At 40.2% G+C, this 20,909-nt stretch carries 20 protein-coding genes; 12 read left to right on the top strand and 8 right to left on the bottom strand.

Going from position 1 to position 20,909, the window contains the following annotated elements:
• Positions 1–120: 120 nt before the first annotated feature.
• Positions 121–2,340 carry a DNA topoisomerase IV subunit A gene (gene parC / locus RMA95_RS09235; RefSeq protein WP_263612725.1) on the top strand — a complete coding sequence of 740 codons (2,220 nt, stop codon included), beginning with the start codon at positions 121–123 and terminating at the stop codon, positions 2,338–2,340.
• 297 nt (positions 2,341–2,637) lie between these two features.
• The gene (locus RMA95_RS09230; RefSeq protein ID WP_311070233.1) at positions 2,638–4,317 is read left to right on the top strand and encodes a long-chain-fatty-acid--CoA ligase; all 1,680 of its coding nucleotides are present in this window, start codon (positions 2,638–2,640) and stop codon (positions 4,315–4,317) included.
• A 41-nt stretch (positions 4,318–4,358) separates the two neighbouring features.
• On the opposite strand, the gene RMA95_RS09225 is transcribed toward RMA95_RS09230, so the two are convergent.
• On the bottom strand, positions 4,359–4,742 hold the full coding sequence (locus RMA95_RS09225; RefSeq protein WP_311070232.1) for a hypothetical protein: 384 nt from the start codon (positions 4,740–4,742) through the stop codon (positions 4,359–4,361).
• Between the two features lie 106 nt (positions 4,743–4,848).
• On the opposite strand from RMA95_RS09225, the gene RMA95_RS09220 reads away from it, so the two are divergent.
• Together RMA95_RS09220 and ppa are read left to right on the top strand one after the other, a co-directional pair.
• On the top strand, positions 4,849–5,247 hold the full coding sequence (locus RMA95_RS09220; RefSeq protein WP_213064718.1) for an MAPEG family protein: 399 nt from the start codon (positions 4,849–4,851) through the stop codon (positions 5,245–5,247).
• Between the two features lie 127 nt (positions 5,248–5,374).
• Positions 5,375–5,899: an inorganic diphosphatase gene (ppa, locus tag RMA95_RS09215; RefSeq protein WP_002121243.1), complete on the top strand. Its 525-nt coding sequence runs from the start codon at positions 5,375–5,377 to the stop codon at positions 5,897–5,899.
• A 107-nt stretch (positions 5,900–6,006) separates the two neighbouring features.
• On the opposite strand, the gene RMA95_RS09210 is transcribed toward ppa, so the two are convergent.
• Complete coding sequence (locus RMA95_RS09210) at positions 6,007–7,326, bottom strand: OprD family porin (RefSeq protein WP_263612728.1); 1,320 nt, start codon at positions 7,324–7,326, stop codon at positions 6,007–6,009.
• A gap of 961 nt (positions 7,327–8,287) precedes the next feature.
• On the opposite strand from RMA95_RS09210, the gene RMA95_RS09205 reads away from it, so the two are divergent.
• Positions 8,288–9,112: a TorF family putative porin gene (locus tag RMA95_RS09205; protein WP_311070231.1), complete on the top strand. Its 825-nt coding sequence runs from the start codon at positions 8,288–8,290 to the stop codon at positions 9,110–9,112.
• Between the two features lie 43 nt (positions 9,113–9,155).
• On the opposite strand, the gene RMA95_RS09200 is transcribed toward RMA95_RS09205, so the two are convergent.
• Entirely contained in the window at positions 9,156–10,034 is an 879-nt protein-coding gene (locus RMA95_RS09200) for a dihydrodipicolinate synthase family protein (protein ID WP_311070230.1), read from the bottom strand.
• 15 nt (positions 10,035–10,049) lie between these two features.
• On the bottom strand, positions 10,050–10,826 hold the full coding sequence (locus tag RMA95_RS09195) for an aldolase (RefSeq protein WP_311070229.1): 777 nt from the start codon (positions 10,824–10,826) through the stop codon (positions 10,050–10,052).
• Positions 10,827–10,937: 111 nt separating this feature from the next.
• Between RMA95_RS09195 and RMA95_RS09190 the strand changes: the two genes are divergently transcribed.
• Positions 10,938–12,371 carry a PLP-dependent aminotransferase family protein gene (locus RMA95_RS09190; protein WP_311070227.1) on the top strand — a complete coding sequence of 478 codons (1,434 nt, stop codon included), beginning with the start codon at positions 10,938–10,940 and terminating at the stop codon, positions 12,369–12,371.
• Positions 12,372–12,395: 24 nt separating this feature from the next.
• Here RMA95_RS09190 and RMA95_RS09185 read toward each other — a convergent pair whose 3' ends face one another.
• From RMA95_RS09185 to RMA95_RS09175, 3 genes are all read right to left on the bottom strand, one after another.
• Entirely contained in the window at positions 12,396–12,941 is a 546-nt protein-coding gene (locus RMA95_RS09185) for an NADPH-dependent FMN reductase (RefSeq protein WP_263612733.1), read from the bottom strand.
• 98 nt (positions 12,942–13,039) lie between these two features.
• Positions 13,040–14,527 carry a YifB family Mg chelatase-like AAA ATPase gene (locus RMA95_RS09180; RefSeq protein WP_311070226.1) on the bottom strand — a complete coding sequence of 496 codons (1,488 nt, stop codon included), beginning with the start codon at positions 14,525–14,527 and terminating at the stop codon, positions 13,040–13,042.
• 65 nt (positions 14,528–14,592) lie between these two features.
• The gene (locus RMA95_RS09175) at positions 14,593–14,820 is read right to left on the bottom strand and encodes an accessory factor UbiK family protein (RefSeq protein WP_002048939.1); all 228 of its coding nucleotides are present in this window, start codon (positions 14,818–14,820) and stop codon (positions 14,593–14,595) included.
• Between the two features lie 279 nt (positions 14,821–15,099).
• Here RMA95_RS09175 and glnK point away from each other — a divergent pair, with 279 nt between their 5' ends.
• From glnK to RMA95_RS09145, 6 genes are all read left to right on the top strand, one after another.
• Entirely contained in the window at positions 15,100–15,438 is a 339-nt protein-coding gene (gene glnK, locus RMA95_RS09170; protein WP_000780326.1) for a P-II family nitrogen regulator, read from the top strand.
• A gap of 57 nt (positions 15,439–15,495) precedes the next feature.
• Positions 15,496–16,893: an ammonium transporter gene (locus RMA95_RS09165; protein WP_311070224.1), complete on the top strand. Its 1,398-nt coding sequence runs from the start codon at positions 15,496–15,498 to the stop codon at positions 16,891–16,893.
• Positions 16,894–17,053: 160 nt separating this feature from the next.
• Complete coding sequence (gene nrdR, locus RMA95_RS09160; protein ID WP_000543541.1) at positions 17,054–17,512, top strand: transcriptional regulator NrdR; 459 nt, start codon at positions 17,054–17,056, stop codon at positions 17,510–17,512.
• A gap of 15 nt (positions 17,513–17,527) precedes the next feature.
• Complete coding sequence (gene ribD, locus RMA95_RS09155; RefSeq protein ID WP_311070223.1) at positions 17,528–18,613, top strand: bifunctional diaminohydroxyphosphoribosylaminopyrimidine deaminase/5-amino-6-(5-phosphoribosylamino)uracil reductase RibD; 1,086 nt, start codon at positions 17,528–17,530, stop codon at positions 18,611–18,613.
• Entirely contained in the window at positions 18,610–19,902 is a 1,293-nt protein-coding gene (locus tag RMA95_RS09150) for a DNA adenine methylase (RefSeq protein ID WP_001083669.1), read from the top strand. The genes ribD and RMA95_RS09150 overlap by 4 nt, the downstream gene beginning before the upstream one ends.
• Before the next feature lie 42 nt (positions 19,903–19,944).
• Complete coding sequence (locus tag RMA95_RS09145; RefSeq protein WP_004710964.1) at positions 19,945–20,604, top strand: riboflavin synthase; 660 nt, start codon at positions 19,945–19,947, stop codon at positions 20,602–20,604.
• Between the two features lie 60 nt (positions 20,605–20,664).
• On the opposite strand, the gene RMA95_RS09140 is transcribed toward RMA95_RS09145, so the two are convergent.
• Positions 20,665–20,886, bottom strand: coding sequence for a hypothetical protein (locus tag RMA95_RS09140; protein WP_311070221.1), 222 nt, complete (start codon positions 20,884–20,886; stop codon positions 20,665–20,667).
• Positions 20,887–20,909: the final 23 nt, after the last annotated feature.

The raw sequence follows: 20,909 nt of genomic DNA, 5'->3' as shown, positions 1-20,909 counted from the left end.
TATAGAGAGATAAGACATAATTTGACGCTCAGGTGACAGAGTCCCTCTTGTGTCTGTAACATAGCCCACTTAGCATAATACACACTTAAAATAACGACTGATTTGGAAGATAAGCTGACTATGACCAGCCTTGCGCATCATGCGACAGAAAACCGCTCTGTAGCCGAATTTACTGAACAGGCTTACTTGAATTATGCCATGTACGTCATTATGGACCGTGCATTGCCGCATATCAGTGATGGCTTAAAGCCTGTACAGCGCCGTATTGTCTATGCCATGAGCGAGCTAGGCTTAAAAAATAGTGGCAAGCCAAAAAAATCAGCGCGTACAGTGGGTGATGTACTTGGTAAATACCATCCACATGGCGACTCGGCATGTTACGAAGCCATGGTACTCATGGCTCAGCCATTTAGTTATCGCTATCCTTTAATTGAAGGTCAAGGTAACTGGGGTTCACCCGATGACCCTAAGTCATTTGCTGCGATGCGTTATACCGAAGCTAAACTTTCGGCTTATAGCGAGTTGTTGCTGAGTGAATTAGGTCAGGGTACCAGTGAATGGCAAGATAACTTTGATGGTTCTTTAAAAGAACCGATTACCTTACCTGCACGTGTACCGAATATTCTTTTGAATGGTACAACGGGTATCGCTGTGGGTATGGCGACCGATATTCCTCCGCATAATTTACGTGAAGTTGTGAAGGGGACAATTGCTTTAATCCGTAACCCGCAAACTTCAGACGAAAAATTAGCTGAATATATTCCGGCGCCAGATTTACCAACCAAAGCTGAAATTATTACTCCGCCAGAAGAGCTACTTAAAATCCAGACGACTGGTCGTGGTAGTTACCGCATGCGAGCGGTTTATACCGTTGAAAAGCATGAAATCGTAATCACTGAGCTACCATATCAAGTCTCTGGTTCTAAAGTGATTACCCAAATTGCTGACCAGATGCAGGCGAAAAAGCTGCCTTTGGTGGTGGATATACGTGATGAGTCAGATCATGAAAACCCAACACGACTCGTGATTGTATTGCGCTCTAACCGTATCGATGCTGAAGCGGTGATGAGTCACTTATTTGCGACCACCGATTTAGAGTCAAGCTATCGTGTCAATTTGAACATGATTGGCGAAGATGGTCGCCCTCAGGTGAAATCAATTCGTCGTATTTTGCTTGAATGGATTGAGATTCGTAAAAATACGGTCACTCGTCGTTTGCAGTATCATTTAAACCGTATTGAAAAGCGCCTACATATTTTGGCAGGTCTTTTAATTGCTTATCTCGATATTGATACTGTTATTCGCATTATTCGTGAAGAAGATCAGCCTAAGCCAGTATTGATGGAACATTTCAATATTGATGAGATACAGGCTGAAGCGATTTTAGAACTTAAATTACGTCACTTGGCAAAGCTTGAAGAGATGGAAATCCGTCATGAACAAGATGAGCTTTCTGCGAAAGCTGCCATTATTCGTGAACAGTTGGAAAATCCTGAATCTCTAAAAAATCTGATTATTGGTGAATTAAAAGAAGACGCGAAAAAGTTTGGTGACGAACGCCGTTCTCCAATTGTTGCACGTGCTGAAGCGGTTCAAATTAAAGAACAAGATCTAATGCCAGCTGAAACGGTAACCGTTGTGTTGTCTGAAGCAGGTTGGGTTCGTGCGGCAAAAGGCGCAGATGTTGATGCTGAAAACCTGAATTACCGTGCAGGGGACCAATATTTAAGCCATGCTGTAGGTAAAACCAATCAACGGGTTTACTTCCTTGATGAAACAGGGCGTAGTTATGCCTTACCAATTAGCAGCTTACCTTCAGCCAGAGGCTTAGGCGATCCATTAAGTTCGAAACTGTCTCCAGCAAGTGGTGTAGCGTTTATTCAGGCTTATTTAGATGATGAAGAATCTGAACTGATTGCTGCAAGTTCATCGGGTTATGGTTTTAAAACTCAAGTTAAACAATTAGATACCAATGCTAAAGCTGGTAAGACATTCTTAACGGTACCTGATAAGGCAAAAGCTTTACCGCTCATCTCTGCCCAAAACATGACGCATTTGGCTGTGCTGAGCTCGGCAGGACGTTTGTTAATTTTAGATTTGGCAGAACTACCAAATTTAAATAAAGGTAAAGGTAATAAGTTGATACAACTTGAAGCCAAAGAGCAGATTTTATCCATGACAACCCTGAACTTAGATGAAATAATTCAGGTGGTTGCAGGTCAACAACATCTAAAATTAAAAGGTGATGATCTACAAAAATACATGGGTAAACGTGCTTCGAAAGGTCAGCTCTTACCACGTGGATATCAAAAAGCAAATAAACTGTTGATTCAGAGATAAAGCTAGCGTCTGGCAACATAAATACGCTATATATGGCAACAAGTTCAAGCAATGAACTGAACTTGTTGGTATGGAATAATGATTAAAAGGGCAGCAATTTGGAGTACATAATTTGTACTCCATGCAAAAAATTTGGCAGGGTCAAATTGTCAAAACTTCTGTCTCATAATCTTGTTCGAAAGTGTCATGAATGTGCCAATAAGTTTTAAATATGTTCTGGCACCAAGAAGCTAAAGAATAGCTGGGGCATTGAATAACAGTTATTACTAAGGATTACGAATCGGAGATAATGGCATTATGGAAAAGATTTGGTTTGCAGAATACCAAAAGACAGGGATTCCAGAAACAGTAGCATTGCCTGCAGAAAATACCTCACTTGTTGATATTTTTGAGCGTAATTTCCAAAAATTTGGTTCTCGTGATGCCTTTATCTTTATGGATAAAGCCATGTCATTTAACGAGTTGGAACTTGCAAGCCGTAAGTTCGCGACCTATTTGCAAAATTTGGGGTTAGCAAAAGGTACGCGCGTTGCAGTAATGATGCCAAACGTATTGCAGTATCCTGTCGTGGCATTGGCGGTTTTCCGTGCTGGCTTGATTTTAGTGAATGTTAACCCGCTGTATACTGCGCGTGAGCTTGAGCATCAGTTAAATGATTCAGGTGCTGAAGTTCTTGTCATTATTGAGAACTTTGCGAGTGTTTACCAAAGTATTTTAGGAAAAACTCCGGTCAAACACGTCGTGGTTGCTTCTGTTGGAGACATGTTAGGAACACTAAAAGGTACTTTAGTGAACTTTGTTTTACGCAAAGTGCGTAAACAAATTCCAGCTTGGAACATTCCTGGCCATGTTAAGTTTAACAGCGCATTGAATAAAGAAAATCCAAGCAATTATAAGCGCCCGACTTTAACTTTAAGTGATACTGCCGTGCTTCAATATACGGGTGGTACAACGGGCGTTTCAAAAGGTGCTGAGCTGACTCACCGTAATTTAGTTGCTAACCTTTTACAGTGTGACGGTATTTTCCAAAGTAAATTTGGTGTAAATGAGGGCGCTAAAGGCGATCGCATTGTTTGTGCATTACCGCTTTACCATATTTTTGCGTTCATGGTTTGTGCGATGTACGGTATGTACAAAGGGCAGGCAAATATCTTGATTCCAAACCCACGTGATTTACCAGCTGTGATTAAGGAATTACGTAAATATCAACCTTCTTTCTTCCCAGCAGTAAATACGTTATTTAATGCCTTAGTGAATAATGAAGAGTTTAAGCAGCTTGACCATAGCAATTTAAAAATGGCGATGGGTGGTGGTATGGCAGTTCTGCCTTCTACAGCAGAAGCTTGGAAGAAAATTACGGGCACAACCATTATTGAAGGTTACGGTTTATCGGAAACTTCTCCGGTAGCGACTGCAAACCCTCCAGCTTCTACTGAATTTAGTGGCACGATTGGTATTCCATTACCTTTAACAGAAGTTGCTATTTTAGATGATGATGGTAAAGAAGTACCTTTAGGTGAACAAGGCGAAATCTCAATCCGTGGTCCGCAAGTGATGAAGGGCTATTGGAACCGTCCAGATGAGACCGCTAAAGTGATGACAGCCGATGGTTTCTTCCGTACTGGTGACATTGGTGTAATGGACAGCCGTGGATATACAAAAATTGTAGACCGTAAAAAAGATATGATTTTGGTTTCAGGCTTTAACGTTTACCCAAGTGAAATTGAAGAAGTTATTGCTAAACATCCAAAAGTTTTGGAAGTTGCTGCAATTGGTGTTCCAGATGAAAAATCAGGTGAAGTGCCAAAACTCTTTATTGTGAAAAAAGATCCAAGCTTAACTACAGAAGAAATTTTGAACTTTGCTAAAGAAAACTTAACAGGCTACAAACGCCCTCGTTATGTTGAGTTTATGGATGAATTACCAAAATCAAATGTAGGTAAAATTTTACGTAAAGACTTACGTAAACCTGCTTAATCGTTAGTGATTAAAAAAAGCGCCGTAGGGCGCTTTTTTATTTAGTGGCTTTTCATAAACCAGCGGTCTACATAAGGACGGCCGATTCCCACCATACCCACAAAAACAATCATTGTGCCAAGTTGTAAGCGTAAGTGAGATAAGTCAAGTTGGCCATAACTGAGATAATTATCTATAAGACAATATACGGTAACTACAATGAGCCAATGCCATAAAGGAAGTCTTTTGACACCCACCGCAATAAAAGTAATTGTCAAAATGACAAAGGTACCCAGTGTCGATTGCCAATTAAAATTCGCACAAATTACACTCAATAAAAAAGCGACAATGGGTAATACAATTTTGAAGATAAGATCTACCTGAAGCTGGTTCTTCTTTTGCTTTTCTAAGACCTCGAGCAATTCTTTTTGATCAGGTTGTTGCATACATAGCCCTATAAATCAGTGATGACATGCGATTGCATAAAATTTCAGGTAAAAACGATGAGTTATGATAGCATGATCAACAGTATTTTCAGTGATGGATGGCACTATGCACGGCATCAGCAGCATTATCTATATTATTTTAGTGGCATGTTTGCTGCCATACGCATTTACCGTAATTGCAAAATTTAAGGGTGGTTTTCAGCCCTCGGATAATCATAACCCAAGAGATTTTCTCGCTAATACAAAGGGTATCGCTGCTCGGGCAAATGCAGTACAACAAAACAGTTTTGAAAGTTTACCTTTATTTTTAACAGCTATTTTGATGGCTGAATATATGGTGGTGCCTGAGTACTTTATTCTGAGATTGGGCTGGGCATATATTATTTTGCGCGTGATTTATGGCATTTGTTACTTAAGTAATTGGGCAACTTTGCGTTCGATTGTCTGGTTTTTATCATTGTTATGCCCAATATTTTTATTGATCGTGACAATTAAGCTGACTTGAGTGTCATTCTGTCACCATTCATATCAACTTTCGCGTGTGCGCATTGTATAATCGGCATCATTTTGATGATATCCACGTTATAATCGAGTGGATTTTACATCTGACTTCATAACGAAAGAGTATTGATATGAGTTACAGCAATATCCCAGCAGGTAAAGATGCACCAAATGACATCTATGTCATCATTGAAATTCCTGCAAATGCAGCGCCAATTAAATATGAAATTGACAAAGATTCTGATGCATTGTTTGTAGACCGTTTCATGGGCACAGCAATGTTCTATCCAGCAAACTATGGTTATGTACCAAATACTTTGTCTGAAGATGGCGACCCATTAGACGTACTTGTTGTAACTCCACATCCTGTTGCTGCTGGTTCTGTAATTCGTTGCCGTCCAGTTGGTAAATTAAACATGGAAGATGACGGTGGTATCGACGCGAAATTAATCGCGGTTCCACACGAGAAATTATCTCCACTTTACAAAGACGTGAAGGAATATACAGATCTTCCTCCATTGTTAATTAGCCAAGTTGAGCATTTCTTCAGCCACTACAAAGATTTAGAACCAGGAAAATGGGTAAAAATCAGCGGTTGGGAAGGTGCTGACGTTGCTAAAGCTGAAGTATTGAAAGCAATCGAAGCTGCTAAATAAGCTCTGATTTTATGAGCCTAGAGTGTCACAATTGATATTCTAGGCTCAATAAAAAACCTACCTGTGTTGCCAGAGGTAGGTTTTTTTATGCTTGATAGATCTATGAATTAGAATAATTTCACAGGAATATCAAGGAAGATACGCCATTCGTTTGTATCACCGATGTACGCATTAGATTGGTAAGCATCACTTGCACGGTAGTAAGAGTTACGAATACGAAGGCTTGCATCTTTAGCAAAACCACTTTGTACTGTGTATTTTACTTGGTTGAAGAATTCGCGCTCTTGAGCATCGTCAGTTACATTACGAACTTTGATGTCCCAACCGTATACAAATGCAGTTGTCCAGTTCAAACCAGGTAATACACCTAATTTACCGAAATCAACGTTGTATTGAATTTGTGCAGATTTCTCGTGGTTACCGATGAAATCAGACATATAAGAGTTTGGTAAATAAATACTTTGGAAACCATCAGCATTTTGACCGTAGTCATAACCAACATTACCAGTGTTTTGTTGGTAAGCAAGCATCACACTGTGTGGGCCAGTTGCATAAGTTCCTGAAACTGCCCAAATATTATTAGTCTTTTCTTCGCCAGCTACACCAGTGTCACCATAATTCGGTGCTACTGCTCCAGTTGCTGAATAAGTGTGTGCATTTGCATCAAACTTAGTGTGGTAGCCACTAAAATCATAAGTTAATGAACTGTCTTTAGTTAGAGGCTGTTTAAAGTTCACATTAGCATAATGGCGTTCAAGCGCATTTTTGCTGTCTAAGCCATAGTAAGAGGCATTTAAGTTGTCATTGAACTTATATTTACCGCCCCAAACAATTGCACGATCAAGACCTCTGCCAGAAGCATCAGCATCGGTATTAATTTGATCAGACATTTGGTCTTTAGTGAATTTACCAGCAACTAATTCAAGATTCTTGATTTCATGGCTTGTTAATAAAGTACCTGTAAAGTATTCAGGAACCATACGGCCAGTATTACTTGCTAAAACTGGTAAATCGAGTACTTGAGTACCGTAGCGTACAGTCGTATTTGAGAAACGAGCTTTAACGCTACCGCCACCACGACCCCAATGGTCATAAGCTGAACCATCATTGTGCTTAGGAATCATTTGGTTGCCGGCATGATTATTTTCACCGATTTTAAATGAACCGTCACCAACAACGCCTACACCGAAACCAACAATACCAGGGGTAAAGCCAGATTCAAGATTTACAATTGCCGATTGAGCAACTGAGCTAGTATCTTTCGCGCCCTGTTTTTTGTCGCGAGTTAGATAACCTGTACGGAAGAGAATAGAACCGTTCGCATCTTCAACAAATCCTTTTGCCTCACTTTGCTCGCTTGCCTGAGCTGAGGAAATTATTGCCGCAGAAATGAGAACTGCTAATGTAAGTTTTTGTGCATTTAGCATATTTAAAGAACCTCATAAAAACGATAAATCCTGTGCCTTGTTATAGTTCAGGGCCTAGGATTTCCATCAATTGTATAAGTAATCTATAAAAAAGATATATTTTTGTTGATTTTATTTTATATATGCTATGCAGAAATTGATTAATGTGCTACTGGTTATTTAGTAAATTTACTATTAGCCTTTTATACTTAATCTATTGTTTAAAATAAAAAAAGTAATTTATTTTTTAGTTGATTTTTACCATTTATTTTATATTCAAACTTCAAAAAATAGTTGATTCTTGTGTTCGTTTTTTATCCATTTTTGCTGGATATGTTTACTTTTTAACCTTGTTTTGAGTTGATTTTTTCAACGATTTATTTTAAACATCCTTTAAATTGTTACAATATAACATTTTTTTTAAAGTGTAATGTATAAGAATGGATTGTTATAAAAAGCCAATACAATTTAATTGAGCTGATCAAAATTAGTGCGATATTTTGCGTAAATTCTGTGCAGTACTCTTTTTGTTTATATTCTCGCTTAAAAAAGACCCAAAATAGTTCACCAGTTTTAACTCAGAAATAAATAAAGAAATGAAGTAAGTAAAAATGCTCACTCACAGATCATTACAAGTGCGGTCCTCAATAATTTACATACTTTTTATATCTCGGCTTTAGATCTAAATAGAAAATTTACGCACATCAAATGAATACTTCTAAGCTCGGTAATAATTTCCGATAAGGGGTTTTTCTATGTTGAGCATTTTTAGCTTTGTAATAACTTTATTTTATTGCATTGTTTTTTATAAATATATTTTTATAAGCGTTAGGCGATATTTTTACTTTAAAAAGAATTTGATTTCAAAACTCATGCAACAGGGCGATACGAAATATGGACTTGGCACAGCAATTGCTAAAGCTTAAGTAACAAAATTTGTTTAATTCAATTAAATCGTGCGTTCATTGTGGGGGAGATCAAAATGATGAAATTTGCACTTAAAGCAGTAGCATTCGGCGTACTCACGGCAGGTTCAACCATGGTTATGGCTGAAAATGCTCCATCATCTTTTTACGGAATCACGACAACGGGTAGTGTAGCAGCGACCACAGACTATCGTTTCCGTGGTGTTACCCAATCCTCAAATAACCCTGCCATTCAAGGCGGTTTTACTTTTACTCATAAATCAGGTGCTTATTTATCACTTTGGGGCTCGAGTGTTGATTTTGGCGTAACAGGCAACTCAACTGAAACAGATGTCGCTTTGGGTTATACCAATACTTTAAAGTTATCCGATAAACTTGCACCAACTTATGATGTAGGTGTAATCCATTATGGTTACATTGGTTCGGGCCATAGTTTTGACCGTAATGGTATCGGTTACGATGGCAAAAACGGATTAGATTTTAATGAAGTGTACGGTAAGTTAACGTTTGCCGACTCTTTATTTAAAGGCGATGCACTTAGTGTAGGCGTTAACTATTCAAATGATTATTGGGCTAACTCTAAACAGTTCTGGTATTTTAACGTTGGCTATTCAGCGCCAATTGCAAACACTGGATTTACCGGACTTGCATCAGTTGGTTATAACAAATTTAAAAATAAAGAAGCTTTAGCTGTAGTTGCGGGTGGTCCTGGTACGGACGACAGCTATATCGATTATAAAGTTGGTGTAAACCGTAACATCTTAGGTATTTTGGCTGAGCTAGACGTAGTGGGTACCGATGTGAGTACTTCTGGTATGACCGATGCTCAGAAAAAACCTTATGACGCTGGCTTAGTGTTTAGTTTAACTAAAACTTTCTAAGTTTATGCTGTAGAAAAGCGGGTAAATAACCCGCTTTTTTTATTTAATTTTCTATTTCAGAAAGTAATCGTTTTAACTGGTTAAGCTCAACATCCGTGGCTTTAGATAAAGGTTTACGTGGTAAGCCTGCAGAAATACCTTGTAGCTGTAAACCTGCTTTAATTGTTTTTGGTAATCCACCATTTACGATAAAGCGCAGTAAAGGAAGTTGTTGGTAAAATGACTTCTGGGCCTGACTTAAATCACCATTTTTGACGTGTTGAATAAGCTGTTGAGGTTGCTGACCTAACAGGTTTGGTGCTGCTGTACACCAACCGCTTGCTCCTGCACATAAGGCTTCTAAAGCTAGAGGGTTGCAGCCGTTATAAAATGGGAGTTCTCCTTTTGAGAGTTCCTGAATTTTATGCATGCGCTGAATATCACCGCTACTTTCTTTCACCATCGTGATGTTTGCAATGTTGTTAAACATACGAACAATTAACTCTGGAGACATATCAACACCACTCGTTGCAGGGTTGTTATACACCATAATCGGTAAAGTCGTTGCCTGAGCAATCGCTTGGTAATATTCAAAAATCTCTTGGTCTGTTAGCTTCCAGTACGATACAGGAATCACCATAACTGCGTCTGCACCATAGCTTTGCGCGATTTGCGCCTTTTTGATGGCTTGATCAGTGGTGAGTTCTGAAATTCCAATAATGACGGGTAAGCGTTTATTAATACTTTCAATTGAAGTTTTTGCGACTAAGCACCATTCATCCCATTCAAGATAAGCGCTTTCGCCTGTACTGCCTAAAGGCGCAATTGCGTCGCAGCCATTTTCAATAAGCAAATCCAGCATCTGTTTTAAAACAGGAAGATTAATGGTGTTGTCATCAGAAAATGGGGTAACAGGGTAGCCAATAATGCCGTTTAGTTTCATGGTTGAAGTCTCTTTTTAAATACAGTCAGAATGTTTTTTCAAAGTTTTACGTGCGTAGTAAGCAAAGTTCACTTTGTTGCGTTTATCGGTAGATACCCAGTCATGAGCTTCTGTGGCTAAATCGTATGGGATCGGCTGAATTTGCCCAGCAGACATGGCTAAAAGTTGCAGTTGAGCTGCGCGTTCAATTAAAAGCGCCAAGTTGCAGGCTTCTTCAATGGTTTTTCCTGTAACCAGTTGACCATGATGAGACAGCAAAACAGCACGGTTTTTACCAAGTGCAGAAGAAATCAAAATACCTTCTTCATTACCTACAGGGACACCTGGCCAATGACCTACAAATGAGCAGTCTTCGTAGAGTGCGCAAACATCCATTTGGGAAATCATGAGCGGAATCTGTAGCATCGATAGGGCCGCTACATGGGTAGGATGAGTATGGATAATGCAGTTCACTTCGGGATGTTCTTTATAAATCCATGTGTGAAAACGGTTGGCTGGGTTTGCCATTCCTTCTTGATTGATGGGTTCTAAATCTTGATTCACCTCAAGTAAATTTGAGGCAGTAATTTCATCAAAACCTAAACCGAAACGTTGGGTAATAAAGGCCTCTTTATTTTCACTACGACATGTAATTTGGCCTGCTAAACCAGCATCATGCCCATGATCAAATAAAATACGACAAGTGAGTGCAAGCTTTTGACGTTCAGTTAAATCTGAGTCGCTAATCCACTTTTGCATGTCTTGCTGTGCGTGTTGCATCAGGTCTTGTTTGTTTACAGAAGCAGTCTTCATCTCTTCTCCAGTCCAGTTGACCAAATTAAGTAGGTGAAGGCAGAATAGAAAATAACTGGATGAATCAATACATCCAGTTTTTATAAGTTATATGGTCCAGATGGGGCGAATATGCTAAGACCTTGGCAAGTACATTTTCGTATCGATGAAAGAGAAGAAAAAACAGTTTTTTTAAAGCTTACTAACTTGATTAGTCAGGAAATTTTAAGTGGCCGTTTGATGCAAGGGACTATGTTGCCAGGGTCTCGTAGCTTGTCAAAAGAACTAGGGATTAATAGAAAAACAGTACAAGCAGTCTATGAAGAATTAGAAGCACAAGGATGGCTGGTGACTCGTCCCAGAAAAGGCACATTTGTGGCAGATGTTTTGCCAGAAAAACAGTTTCAAATAGAGCTAGTATCTGAGCGAAAATTTAATGATAAGCCGATTATTCAAGAAGCTGCCTTATACCCACATAACGATGGTGTGCCAGATCCACGGCTTATTCCCTACGAATTATTTTCACGAGCCTATCGACATGCACTGATTAAAATTACGCAAAATCAATACATGGGATATGGTGACCCACGAGGTATGATTGAGTTAAGACAAGCCTTACAACAAATGCTATCGATGGAACGTTTTATGAATGTTGCCGAAGATGAGATCTGTGTTGTACGTGGTAGCCAGATGGGAATTTTTCTTGCATCTCGTGCATTACCTAATCGGCAGGGTGTTATTGTCGTTGAAGAGCTGTATTACCCATCTGCTGTTAAAGCGTTCCAATCAAATGGTTTTCAGGTCGTTTCTGTCAAATTAGATGAACAAGGTATTGTCCTTGATGATTTAGAACGGATTTTAAACGAACACTCGGTTGCAGCAATTTATACAACGCCACATCATCAGTACCCTACAACCGTTACTATGCCAATGAGCCGTCGTCTCCAACTCTTAGAGCTTTCAAAAAAATGGGGTTTTTATATTATTGAAGATGACTATGACCATGAATTTCACTATGACAGTCGGCCTATGCCGCCCTTAGCAAGTTTGCCTCATTCTGAATTAGTCATTCATGTGGGTTCATTGTCTAAAGTTTTTGCACCCGGTATTCGCTTGGGTTACATCGTGGCATCTTCACCAATCATTCAATCCATTACTGAAGATATTTTATTGATTGATCGGCAAGGTAATAACATTACGGAACTTGCGTTAGCAGATTTAATGCAGCGAGGGGAGATCAAACGACACATCCGTAAAATGAAAAAAATATATCAACTACGCCGTGACCATGCCTTAGCTGAGTTTCAGCGAGTTTTTGCTGAGTCTATTCAGATACACCCACCTGCGGGTGGAATGGCTTTATGGGTGAAGTTCCAGAAACCATTTACTCAAGATCAGCTTATAAAATTAAAAGAACTCAATATTGATACAGAGCATAAGTTTAAACAAATTGGGTCTTCTAATTGTTGTATTCGCTTGGGTTTTGCTGCTTTATCAGAGAAAGAAATTACTGCTTTAATCGAGAAGCTAAATGAGATTCTTAATAAAAGAACAATGAACTCATAATCCGCTATTTCATTTTAAGAAAGTTCACTCTAATTGATCGTGATACTTTTGAATTTCTGAGACAAAGCTAAGCAGGAACGGTGTAACTTGTGACTTATATTCTTCAGTATGTAGCATTTCAAAAATTTGTTCAGGCGATTTGCTAAGAAGAGAGAAGCGTAAAAATAAATCTTCAAAAAAGTTGCTGCTCACTGTCGAAAGTACTCTTCTTAAAGAAACTAACATGTCGTCACCGCGACTAGATGCATGAACTAGAACAATGGGCTTGTCTATGATTTCGGTACGGGAAACCATCCAGTCAATTGCATTTTTAAGACCACCTGGAATACAACGAATATATTCAGGACTTGAGATAATAATACCATCTGCGTCAGAAACCGATTTGATGAAATCTTCCACTACAGTAGGCGTTTTTTCTCCTTCATTATCTGGAGAAAAGATAGGAAGACTATTAATTTGATCGAAAACTGAAAACTCAATACTGGACGGTGCTATATCCTTCATTGCTTTTAATAGCGCTGTATTGGTAGATACTTTTCTTGCACTACCCGAGATAGCCAAAATTTTCATAGCATCCTCTTTTTGCCTTTTTATATAGGCTTTAATAAATTCTTTAATGAACAACTCATATATATTAAAAAAGCGGATACACGATCCGCTTTTTTATTTTAAGAATGATTGCCTCGATAAGAGAGTGCTTCTGTGAGATGAGGACTTTGAATCATCTCACTTTGAGCCAAATCGGCAATGGTCCGTGCTACTCGTAAAACCCGATGATAAGCACGTGCAGATAAATTTAAACGCTGCTGAGCCATTTCAATCATTCGCTGTGACGTGTCATCCAGAATAGCGAACTGCTCTAATTGTTTAGGCGAAAGCGCTTGATTTAAACAATTTTGTCTTTGCATTTGTTGTTCATAAGCTGAAATTACACGCTGTCTTACAGCCGTAGAACCTTCAACAGGCGTTGGATCTTGTAGTTCCTGAGCTTTTAAAGGTGGTACATCAATATGTAAATCGATACGGTCAAGTAAAGGTCCTGATATACGATTTTGATAACGTTTAATACTCTCTGGTGAACACTGACAACGACTGTCTTGATTAAATGCATAACCACATGGGCAGGGGTTCATGGCTGCAATGAGCTGAAAGTTTGCAGGATAAGTAATTTGCTGGGCTGCACGAGAAATAATAATTTCTTTTGACTCGAGCGGCTGGCGTAAGACTTCTAATACTTTGCGATCAAACTCGGGCAACTCATCTAAGAATAGAACACCTAAGTGGGATAATGTAATTTCACCCGGTTTGGGATGAGAACCGCCCCCAACTAGTGCAATTGCTGATGCTGTATGATGGGGTGCACGAAAAGGACGCTGCCCAAAAGTATGGGGCGTATTTGAAATTGAATAAATACTAGCAACTTCAAGAGTTTCTTGAGTAGAAAGTGGTGGCAAAATTGAAGGAAGACGTGAGGCGAGTAAAGTCTTCCCTGTGCCCGGTGGTCCTTTAAAGAGCAAGGAGTGCCCTCCAGCGGCTGCAATTTCCAGTGCACGACGTGGGCGTAGCTGACCTTTTACATCTGCAAGGTCAAATTTATACGGCATGTCATTTGAGCGGGAAGATGATTGCACCTGAGATAGCTTAGTATTTCCTAAAAAGTGTTCACAAACTTCTTTTAAATGACTCACCGGATAACACTCAAGATTTGGTAAATGACTAATATCCTGACTATTATCTTGGGGTAAAACAATTTTATGCTGAGCTTGCTGGCATGCCATGGCCAAAGTTAAAGCGCCTGAAACTGGTCTTACATGACCATCTAGTGCTAACTCTCCAATAAATTCAAAGTCTTCTGTGCAGTTCTCTGGGAGTTGACCTGAGGCAATTAATATCCCTAATGCAATCGGTAAATCTAAACGTGAACCATCTTTGGGCAAATCTGCGGGAGCAAGATTAATGGTCAGCCGTTTAGTCGGAAACTGAAATCCACTATTAATAATGGCTGAGCGAACTCTGTCTTTACTTTCCCTCACTGCCGCTTCAGCTAGCCCGACAATCGTCAGAGAGGGTAAGCCTTGACTCACATGCACCTCTACTTCAATGAGAGGGGCATGCAAACCTAAAAGTCCCCGAGTATAAATTTTAGAAAAAGACATCTTATTGTTCCATTATGGTGCTTAATTTTTAATCGTTGTAAAGTATAAGTGCGCTACATTGGTGCTTATTTTTTATTCTTTAAAGTTTCTTCTAATAGACTCACTTGTTTTTGTAGCTCTTCTAAACGTTGGTTGGCTAAATGAAGTGCAGTTTTTTGTCTTTCGATTTCTTGTTTAGATACGAGGTCTAATTTCTCGACAGTTTCATTTAATAATGCACGTAAGTTTTTTTCTAAATCTTTTTTAGGCTCGTCAATTTGTTCCAAAATAGCCTGTAATAGAGTTTCTAGCATGAGATATCCAAACTGTTGTATTACCTTATGCTTGCCAGTTTAACACTGCTTGAACCTCGGATATAGGCTTCTCGGCTTTTCCATATGGGATAACGATAAAACGAAATAAAAACAGGACTGCAAATTCATTTTATTTTTAGTAGCTCATCTACATCTTGATAACTAAATAGGTTATAAAGAAAGCTCATGCAAAAGATTCATCTCCTCCAACCTTTGAAATATTGGCATGAAAATTGAACATAAAACCTTACTGGTGAAAAGAAGCCGAAGGAAACAAACATGAAGCTTGTAACTGCAATTGTAAAACCGTTTAAATTGGATGATGTGCGTGAAGCACTCTCTGACATTGGTGTACAAGGGATTACCGTAACTGAAGTTAAAGGTTTTGGTCGTCAAAAAGGGCATACAGAACTTTACCGCGGCGCGGAGTATGTGGTTGATTTCTTACCTAAAGTAAAAATCGAAATTGCGATTAGCGATGAAATGGTCGACGCAGTAATTGAGTCAATTACTCGTGTGGCAAGCACTGGGAAAATCGGCGACGGTAAGATTTTTGTGACTAACCTGGAACAAGTCATCCGTATCCGTACGGGTGAAACAGGACCAGATGCTGTCTAAATTGGCACAAAGCTTGCTGAGCAATAAATAGCTCGCAAATGAGGTTGGGGGACACGAATGAAAAAAATGCTTATGGCGCTGAGTCTAACAGGCGCACTTTTGGGTGGTACTGCCGCTTGGGCAGAAGAGACTGTAACAACACCGACATCTGAGGTTACAGCAACATCAACGTCTGCAGCTCCTGCAACAACTGCAGCAGCACCAGCCGCCGCAGTAACTCCGGCAGCTCCAGCACCGACACCAAAACTCGATACCGGCGATACATCTTGGATTTTAGTGTCAACAGCTTTAGTACTGTTGATGACGATTCCTGGCTTGGCATTATTCTACGGCGGTATGGTCCGTAAGAAAAACGTCTTAAGTACCATGATGTTCAGCCTTTCTGCTGCAATTTTGGTAAGTTTGCTTTGGGTGATTGCGGGTTATTCAATCGCGTTCTCTGGCACAGGTGCATACTTTGGTGACTTGTCTAAAGCTATGCTCAATGGTGTAGGCTTTAATGCACTAAGTGGAACAATTCCTGAAAGCTTGTTTGTTATTTTCCAAATGACTTTTGCCATCATTACCGTCGCAATTTTGAGTGGTTCGATTGCTGATCGTATGAAATATTCAGCTTTCATGGCCTTTATTACAATTTGGGTACTTGTGGTTTATGCGCCAATTACTCACTGGGTGTGGGCAACAGATGGTTGGTTATTTAAAGCAGGCGCATTAGATTTTGCTGGTGGTACAGTTGTACATATCAACTCTGGTGTTGCTGGTTTAGTCGCAGCTTACATGCTTGGTAAACGTATTGGCCTTGGCCGTGAATCTATGGCACCGCATAACTTAACTTTAACTGTAATCGGTGCAAGCTTACTTTGGGTAGGTTGGTTCGGCTTCAATGGTGGTAGTGCGTTAGGCGCTGGTGCTCGTGCAAGTATGGCAATTCTTGTTACTCAAGTTGCTGCCGCTGCTGCTGCGTTCTCTTGGTTGGTTGTAGAACGTATGATTCGTGGTAAAGCTTCTGTATTAGGTGGTGCATCTGGTGCTGTGGCTGGTTTGGTTGTGATTACACCAGCAGCTGGTTTCGTCGGTGTCGGCGGAGCTTTAGTGATGGGCTTAATTGGTGGTGTGGTCTGCTTCTGGGGTATTACAGCACTTAAACGTTTACTTAAAGCGGATGATGCATTGGATGCCTTTGGCTTACATGCAGTAGGTGGTATTGTCGGCGCAATTTTAACTGGCGTGTTCTATAGTGATGAAATCATCAAAGCAGCTAGTGTAACTTTAGCTCCAACATTTGCAGGTCAATTGTGGGTACAAGTTGAGGGCGTATTGGCAACTATGGTTTACAGCGGTATTGCAACCTTCATTATTCTTAAAGTGATTGATATTGTGATTGGTCTGCGTGTTAATGCCGATGATGAACGTATGGGTCTGGATTTAAGCCAACATGGCGAACGTATTGAATAATTCGTAATATAACTGTCTTATAAAGAACAGTCTTGCGCTGTGATCAAAGCGATGCTTTGATCTTGCTCAGGACTGTTTTTTTGTCTCATAGAATGCTGGTTCTGTAAGTGTAGAAATTTTGCTACACTAGGTCAAAGTAATTGACCCTATTAAGTCCGCTATGCATTGTCCATTTTGCAACGCCGCAGATAGTAAAGTCATCGATTCGCGTCTAGCCGCAGAAGGTTGTCAGATTCGTCGACGTCGTGAGTGTGTAAGTTGCGGTGAACGTTTTACCACTTTTGAAAGCTATGAAGTGGTGATGCCCCGTGTGATCAAATCGAATGGAAAAAATGAACCGTTCGATGAGGCGAAGCTACGTCGTTCGCTTATGCATGCCTTACAAAAGCGCCCAGTGACACAAGAGCAGATCGAAACGGTTCTAAGCGATATTCAATTGCAGATTCGCCGTTTAGGTGAGCGTGATGTTAAGTCTAGAACTATTGGTGAAATTGTCATGCAATCTTTATTTGCACTTGACCACGTTGCCTATGTTCGTTTTGCTTCGGTTTATCAAGACTTTCAGGATGTTGAAGCGTTTCGCCGTCAAATTGAGCAAATGCAACAACGTGAGCACTAAATATTTGAGATTTATATGTCTGAGTTGAAACAAGATCAGTACTGGATGCAGCAAGCCATTGAACTTGCCAAACGAGGACTCTATTCGACAAAACCAAATCCAAATGTCGGTTGTGTCATTGTCAAAGATAATCAAATCATTGGTGAAGGTTTTCACCCGAAAGCTGGTCAACCTCATGCTGAAGTTTTTGCCTTACGTGAAGCTGGTGAGCAAGCGCAAGGTGCAACCGCTTATGTAACGCTTGAACCGTGTGCTCATTATGGACGAACACCTCCGTGTGCTGAGGCACTTGTAAAGGCACAGGTCAAAAAAGTGGTTGTGGCATGTCCCGACCCAAACCCGCTTGTTGCAGGTAAAGGTGTTCAAATTTTAAGAAATGCTGGTATTGAAGTAGAAATCGGTATTTGTGAAGATTTAGCGGCCAAACTTAATCAAGGCTTTTTAAAAGCGATGTCTACGGGCATGCCATATGTGCGTTTAAAAGTTGCTTCTAGTTTAGATGGGCGTACTGCAATGGCATCTGGTGAGTCGAAGTGGATTACGGGTTCTGCTGCCCGTCAAGATGTTCAACATTGGCGTGCGATTTCAGGCGTCGTGATTACAGGCATTGATACTGTAATTGCTGATGATTGCCAGCTTAATGTACGTTCACTCCATAATATTGATATCGAGACGGTTGCTCAGCCAAAACGAGTAATTCTAGATCGGAGAGGGCGTTTACCGCTCACCGCTAAAATTTTAGAAAATCCTGAAACTGTCATGGTGATGGGACCATATCGTCAGGAACTTGCTGACTTAGGCGTGATACAATTAGAAATTCAGCCTTTAAAAACACTATTACAGACCTTATCTAAGCAATACCAAATTTATGATGTGTTGGTTGAAGCTGGCGCAACTTTATCTACCGCCTTTTTACAAGAAGGTTTGGTGGATGAAATGATCAGTTATGTTGCCCCGACTTTATTGGGGCAAAGTGCAAGAGCCATGTTCAATGCAGATTTTGAATATATGGCACAGCAACTTCGTTTTAAACTTCTTGATGTAATACAACTTGATCAAGATATACGCTTAAGGTTAATCCCTACGCAAGAGAAAGTATGAATTCAGAGCCTTCGGTTTACCACAAACGTCGTCATGCAGCCCGCACGACAGACGAATATCTTTTTCATCAGCTTGTACCATACTTAGGTAACAAGCGCCGATTGCTCCACTTGATTTTAGAAGCTCTGGAAATTACAGGGACGCTGAATAGCAAGAAAAAGAATCCTCCGATTTTTGCCGACTTCTTTGCGGGTAGTGGTGTGGTGTCTCGTTTGGCACGTCAAAACGGTTACCGAGTTATTGCGAATGACTGGGAACCTTATAGCCATGCGTTAAATCATGCGATTTTAGCTTGTGTCGATGCACCTGCGTTTAAAGAGCTTGGTGGATATCAGAAAGCCATCGATTATTTAAATAGGCTGCCTGAGGTTAAAGGTTGGGTAACGCATAACCTTTGCCCACGTAACGATGATGTATACGATCCGTCGCGTGACCGTTTGTTCTTTAAGCGTCGTAATGGTATGCGCATCGATGCGATTCGCCAGCAAATTGCAACATGGCAGGCACAAGGCGCAATTAATGATGTAGAAATGAGTGCTTTGCTCGCACCATTACTCTATTCGGCAAGTTTTGTAAGTAATACCAGTGGTGTATTTAAAAGCTTCCATCAAGGGTGGGGCGGACGTACACAAACGGCGTTAGAGCGCATTGAATCATTGCTGTGGCTCACACCTAGCCGTTTTTGTGAGATTGGTGACCGTAAGCGTCCAGCTGCTGAAATGTGGTGTGTAGATGCTCAGCATTTAGCAAATCAGATGAGTGGTTTTGAAGTAGATGTAGCCTATCTTGATCCACCTTATAACCAGCATGCTTATAGTAGTAACTACCACGTTTTAAATGCATTGACGTTATGGGATCAAGTCGATTTACCACCGCCAGATACCAAAGGCTATAAGAGTGGTATTGACCGTGCATGGCGTAAAGAGCGTCCAAGTCCGTACAACTCGTCTAAACATGCAAAAGATGCGTATGAAAAATTACTTTCAACCATCAATGCACGTTATATTCTGACCAGTTATTCGACCGATGGTAATATTGAGCCAAAAGATCTACTGATGGCCAATCTGGAGCGTGGAAAAGTCACTTTACTAACTCAAGATGTTCCACGTTATCGCGTAAGTAAACAACGACAGTCAGAGCGCGCACGTGTGCTTGAGTTTATTGTGATTACCGATACTCATGCCAAACCAGGACCGCCATTACGTCAATTGTTAGGCCAGCTTTACCACTTTGCCGAGCTAGGTGGTGTAGATACTTCAGGTAACAGTACGCAGCTCGCACTTTGGTAAGCGCTGCAATTTAAGCAGTGTAAAAGATTTGGAGATTGAGCCATGTTTACAGGCATTATTGAAAGTTTAGGTAAAGTAGAAAGCCTGCAAAGTGTAGGTGGCGATGTGCGTTTACGTATTCAAACCGATTTGGATATGTCTGATGTACATTTGGGTGACTCAATTGCAACCAATGGAATCTGTCTCACCGTGATTGAGTGGGGTGACAATTGGTACGCAGCAGATGTTTCTCGCGAAAGTTTAAACCGTACTACTTTGGGTAACTGGAAAGTGGGTCAACGTGTCAATGTTGAAAAAGCGATGCTGCCGACAACCCGTTTTGGTGGACACATTGTTAGTGGTCACGTTGATGGCGTAGGTGAAATTACCGTAGTACGTGAAGATGCTCGCTCAATTTATTATGAAGTGACAGCGCCTGTAGAACTTGCTAAATATTTGGCAGAGAAAGGTTCTGTAACTGTAGATGGTATTAGTTTAACCATTAACCATTTGCGCGGTAATATTTTAAGTTTGAACTTAATTCCACACACAGCAGAACGTACCAATATTGGAACATGGCAAGTAGGTAGCAAAGTTAACCTTGAAGTCGATGTATTAGCACGTTATATCGAGCGTTTATTACTGGGTGATAAAGCTGCTGAACAGAAGACCGAGTCAAATATTAGTATGGCTTTCTTGGCTGAAAATGGTTTTTTAAAATAAAATTTTAAATCGCCAAAATAAAAAAACCGGACGCTTGTTCCGGTTTTTTTATTTTAAAAATTAATGCTTGGTGAGAGTAACCGAATGTGTACCGACCCATGGTTTATTGTGCTGGGTGCGTGTAATTGAAAACTCACCTTTTTCTTCTGACGCTCGTGTAAGCAAGATTGAAAGTGAATTAAAGTCGTTGTGACTCATATAAAGTTCTTGTGCTGAAAATGTCCATTGCTCACCCTGATTAAGCTGCTCAAGTTGCGTTGAAATCTGATGTGGAATGTCCATTTTTACCCTCATTAATTTTCATA

Source organism: Acinetobacter sp. V110_1 (assembly GCF_031798975.1).
In the GTDB taxonomy this organism is placed as follows: domain Bacteria; phylum Pseudomonadota; class Gammaproteobacteria; order Pseudomonadales; family Moraxellaceae; genus Acinetobacter; species Acinetobacter nosocomialis_A.
Note: the sequence above shows the minus strand (reverse complement) of the source record. Positions and strands in the feature narration are given on the sequence as shown.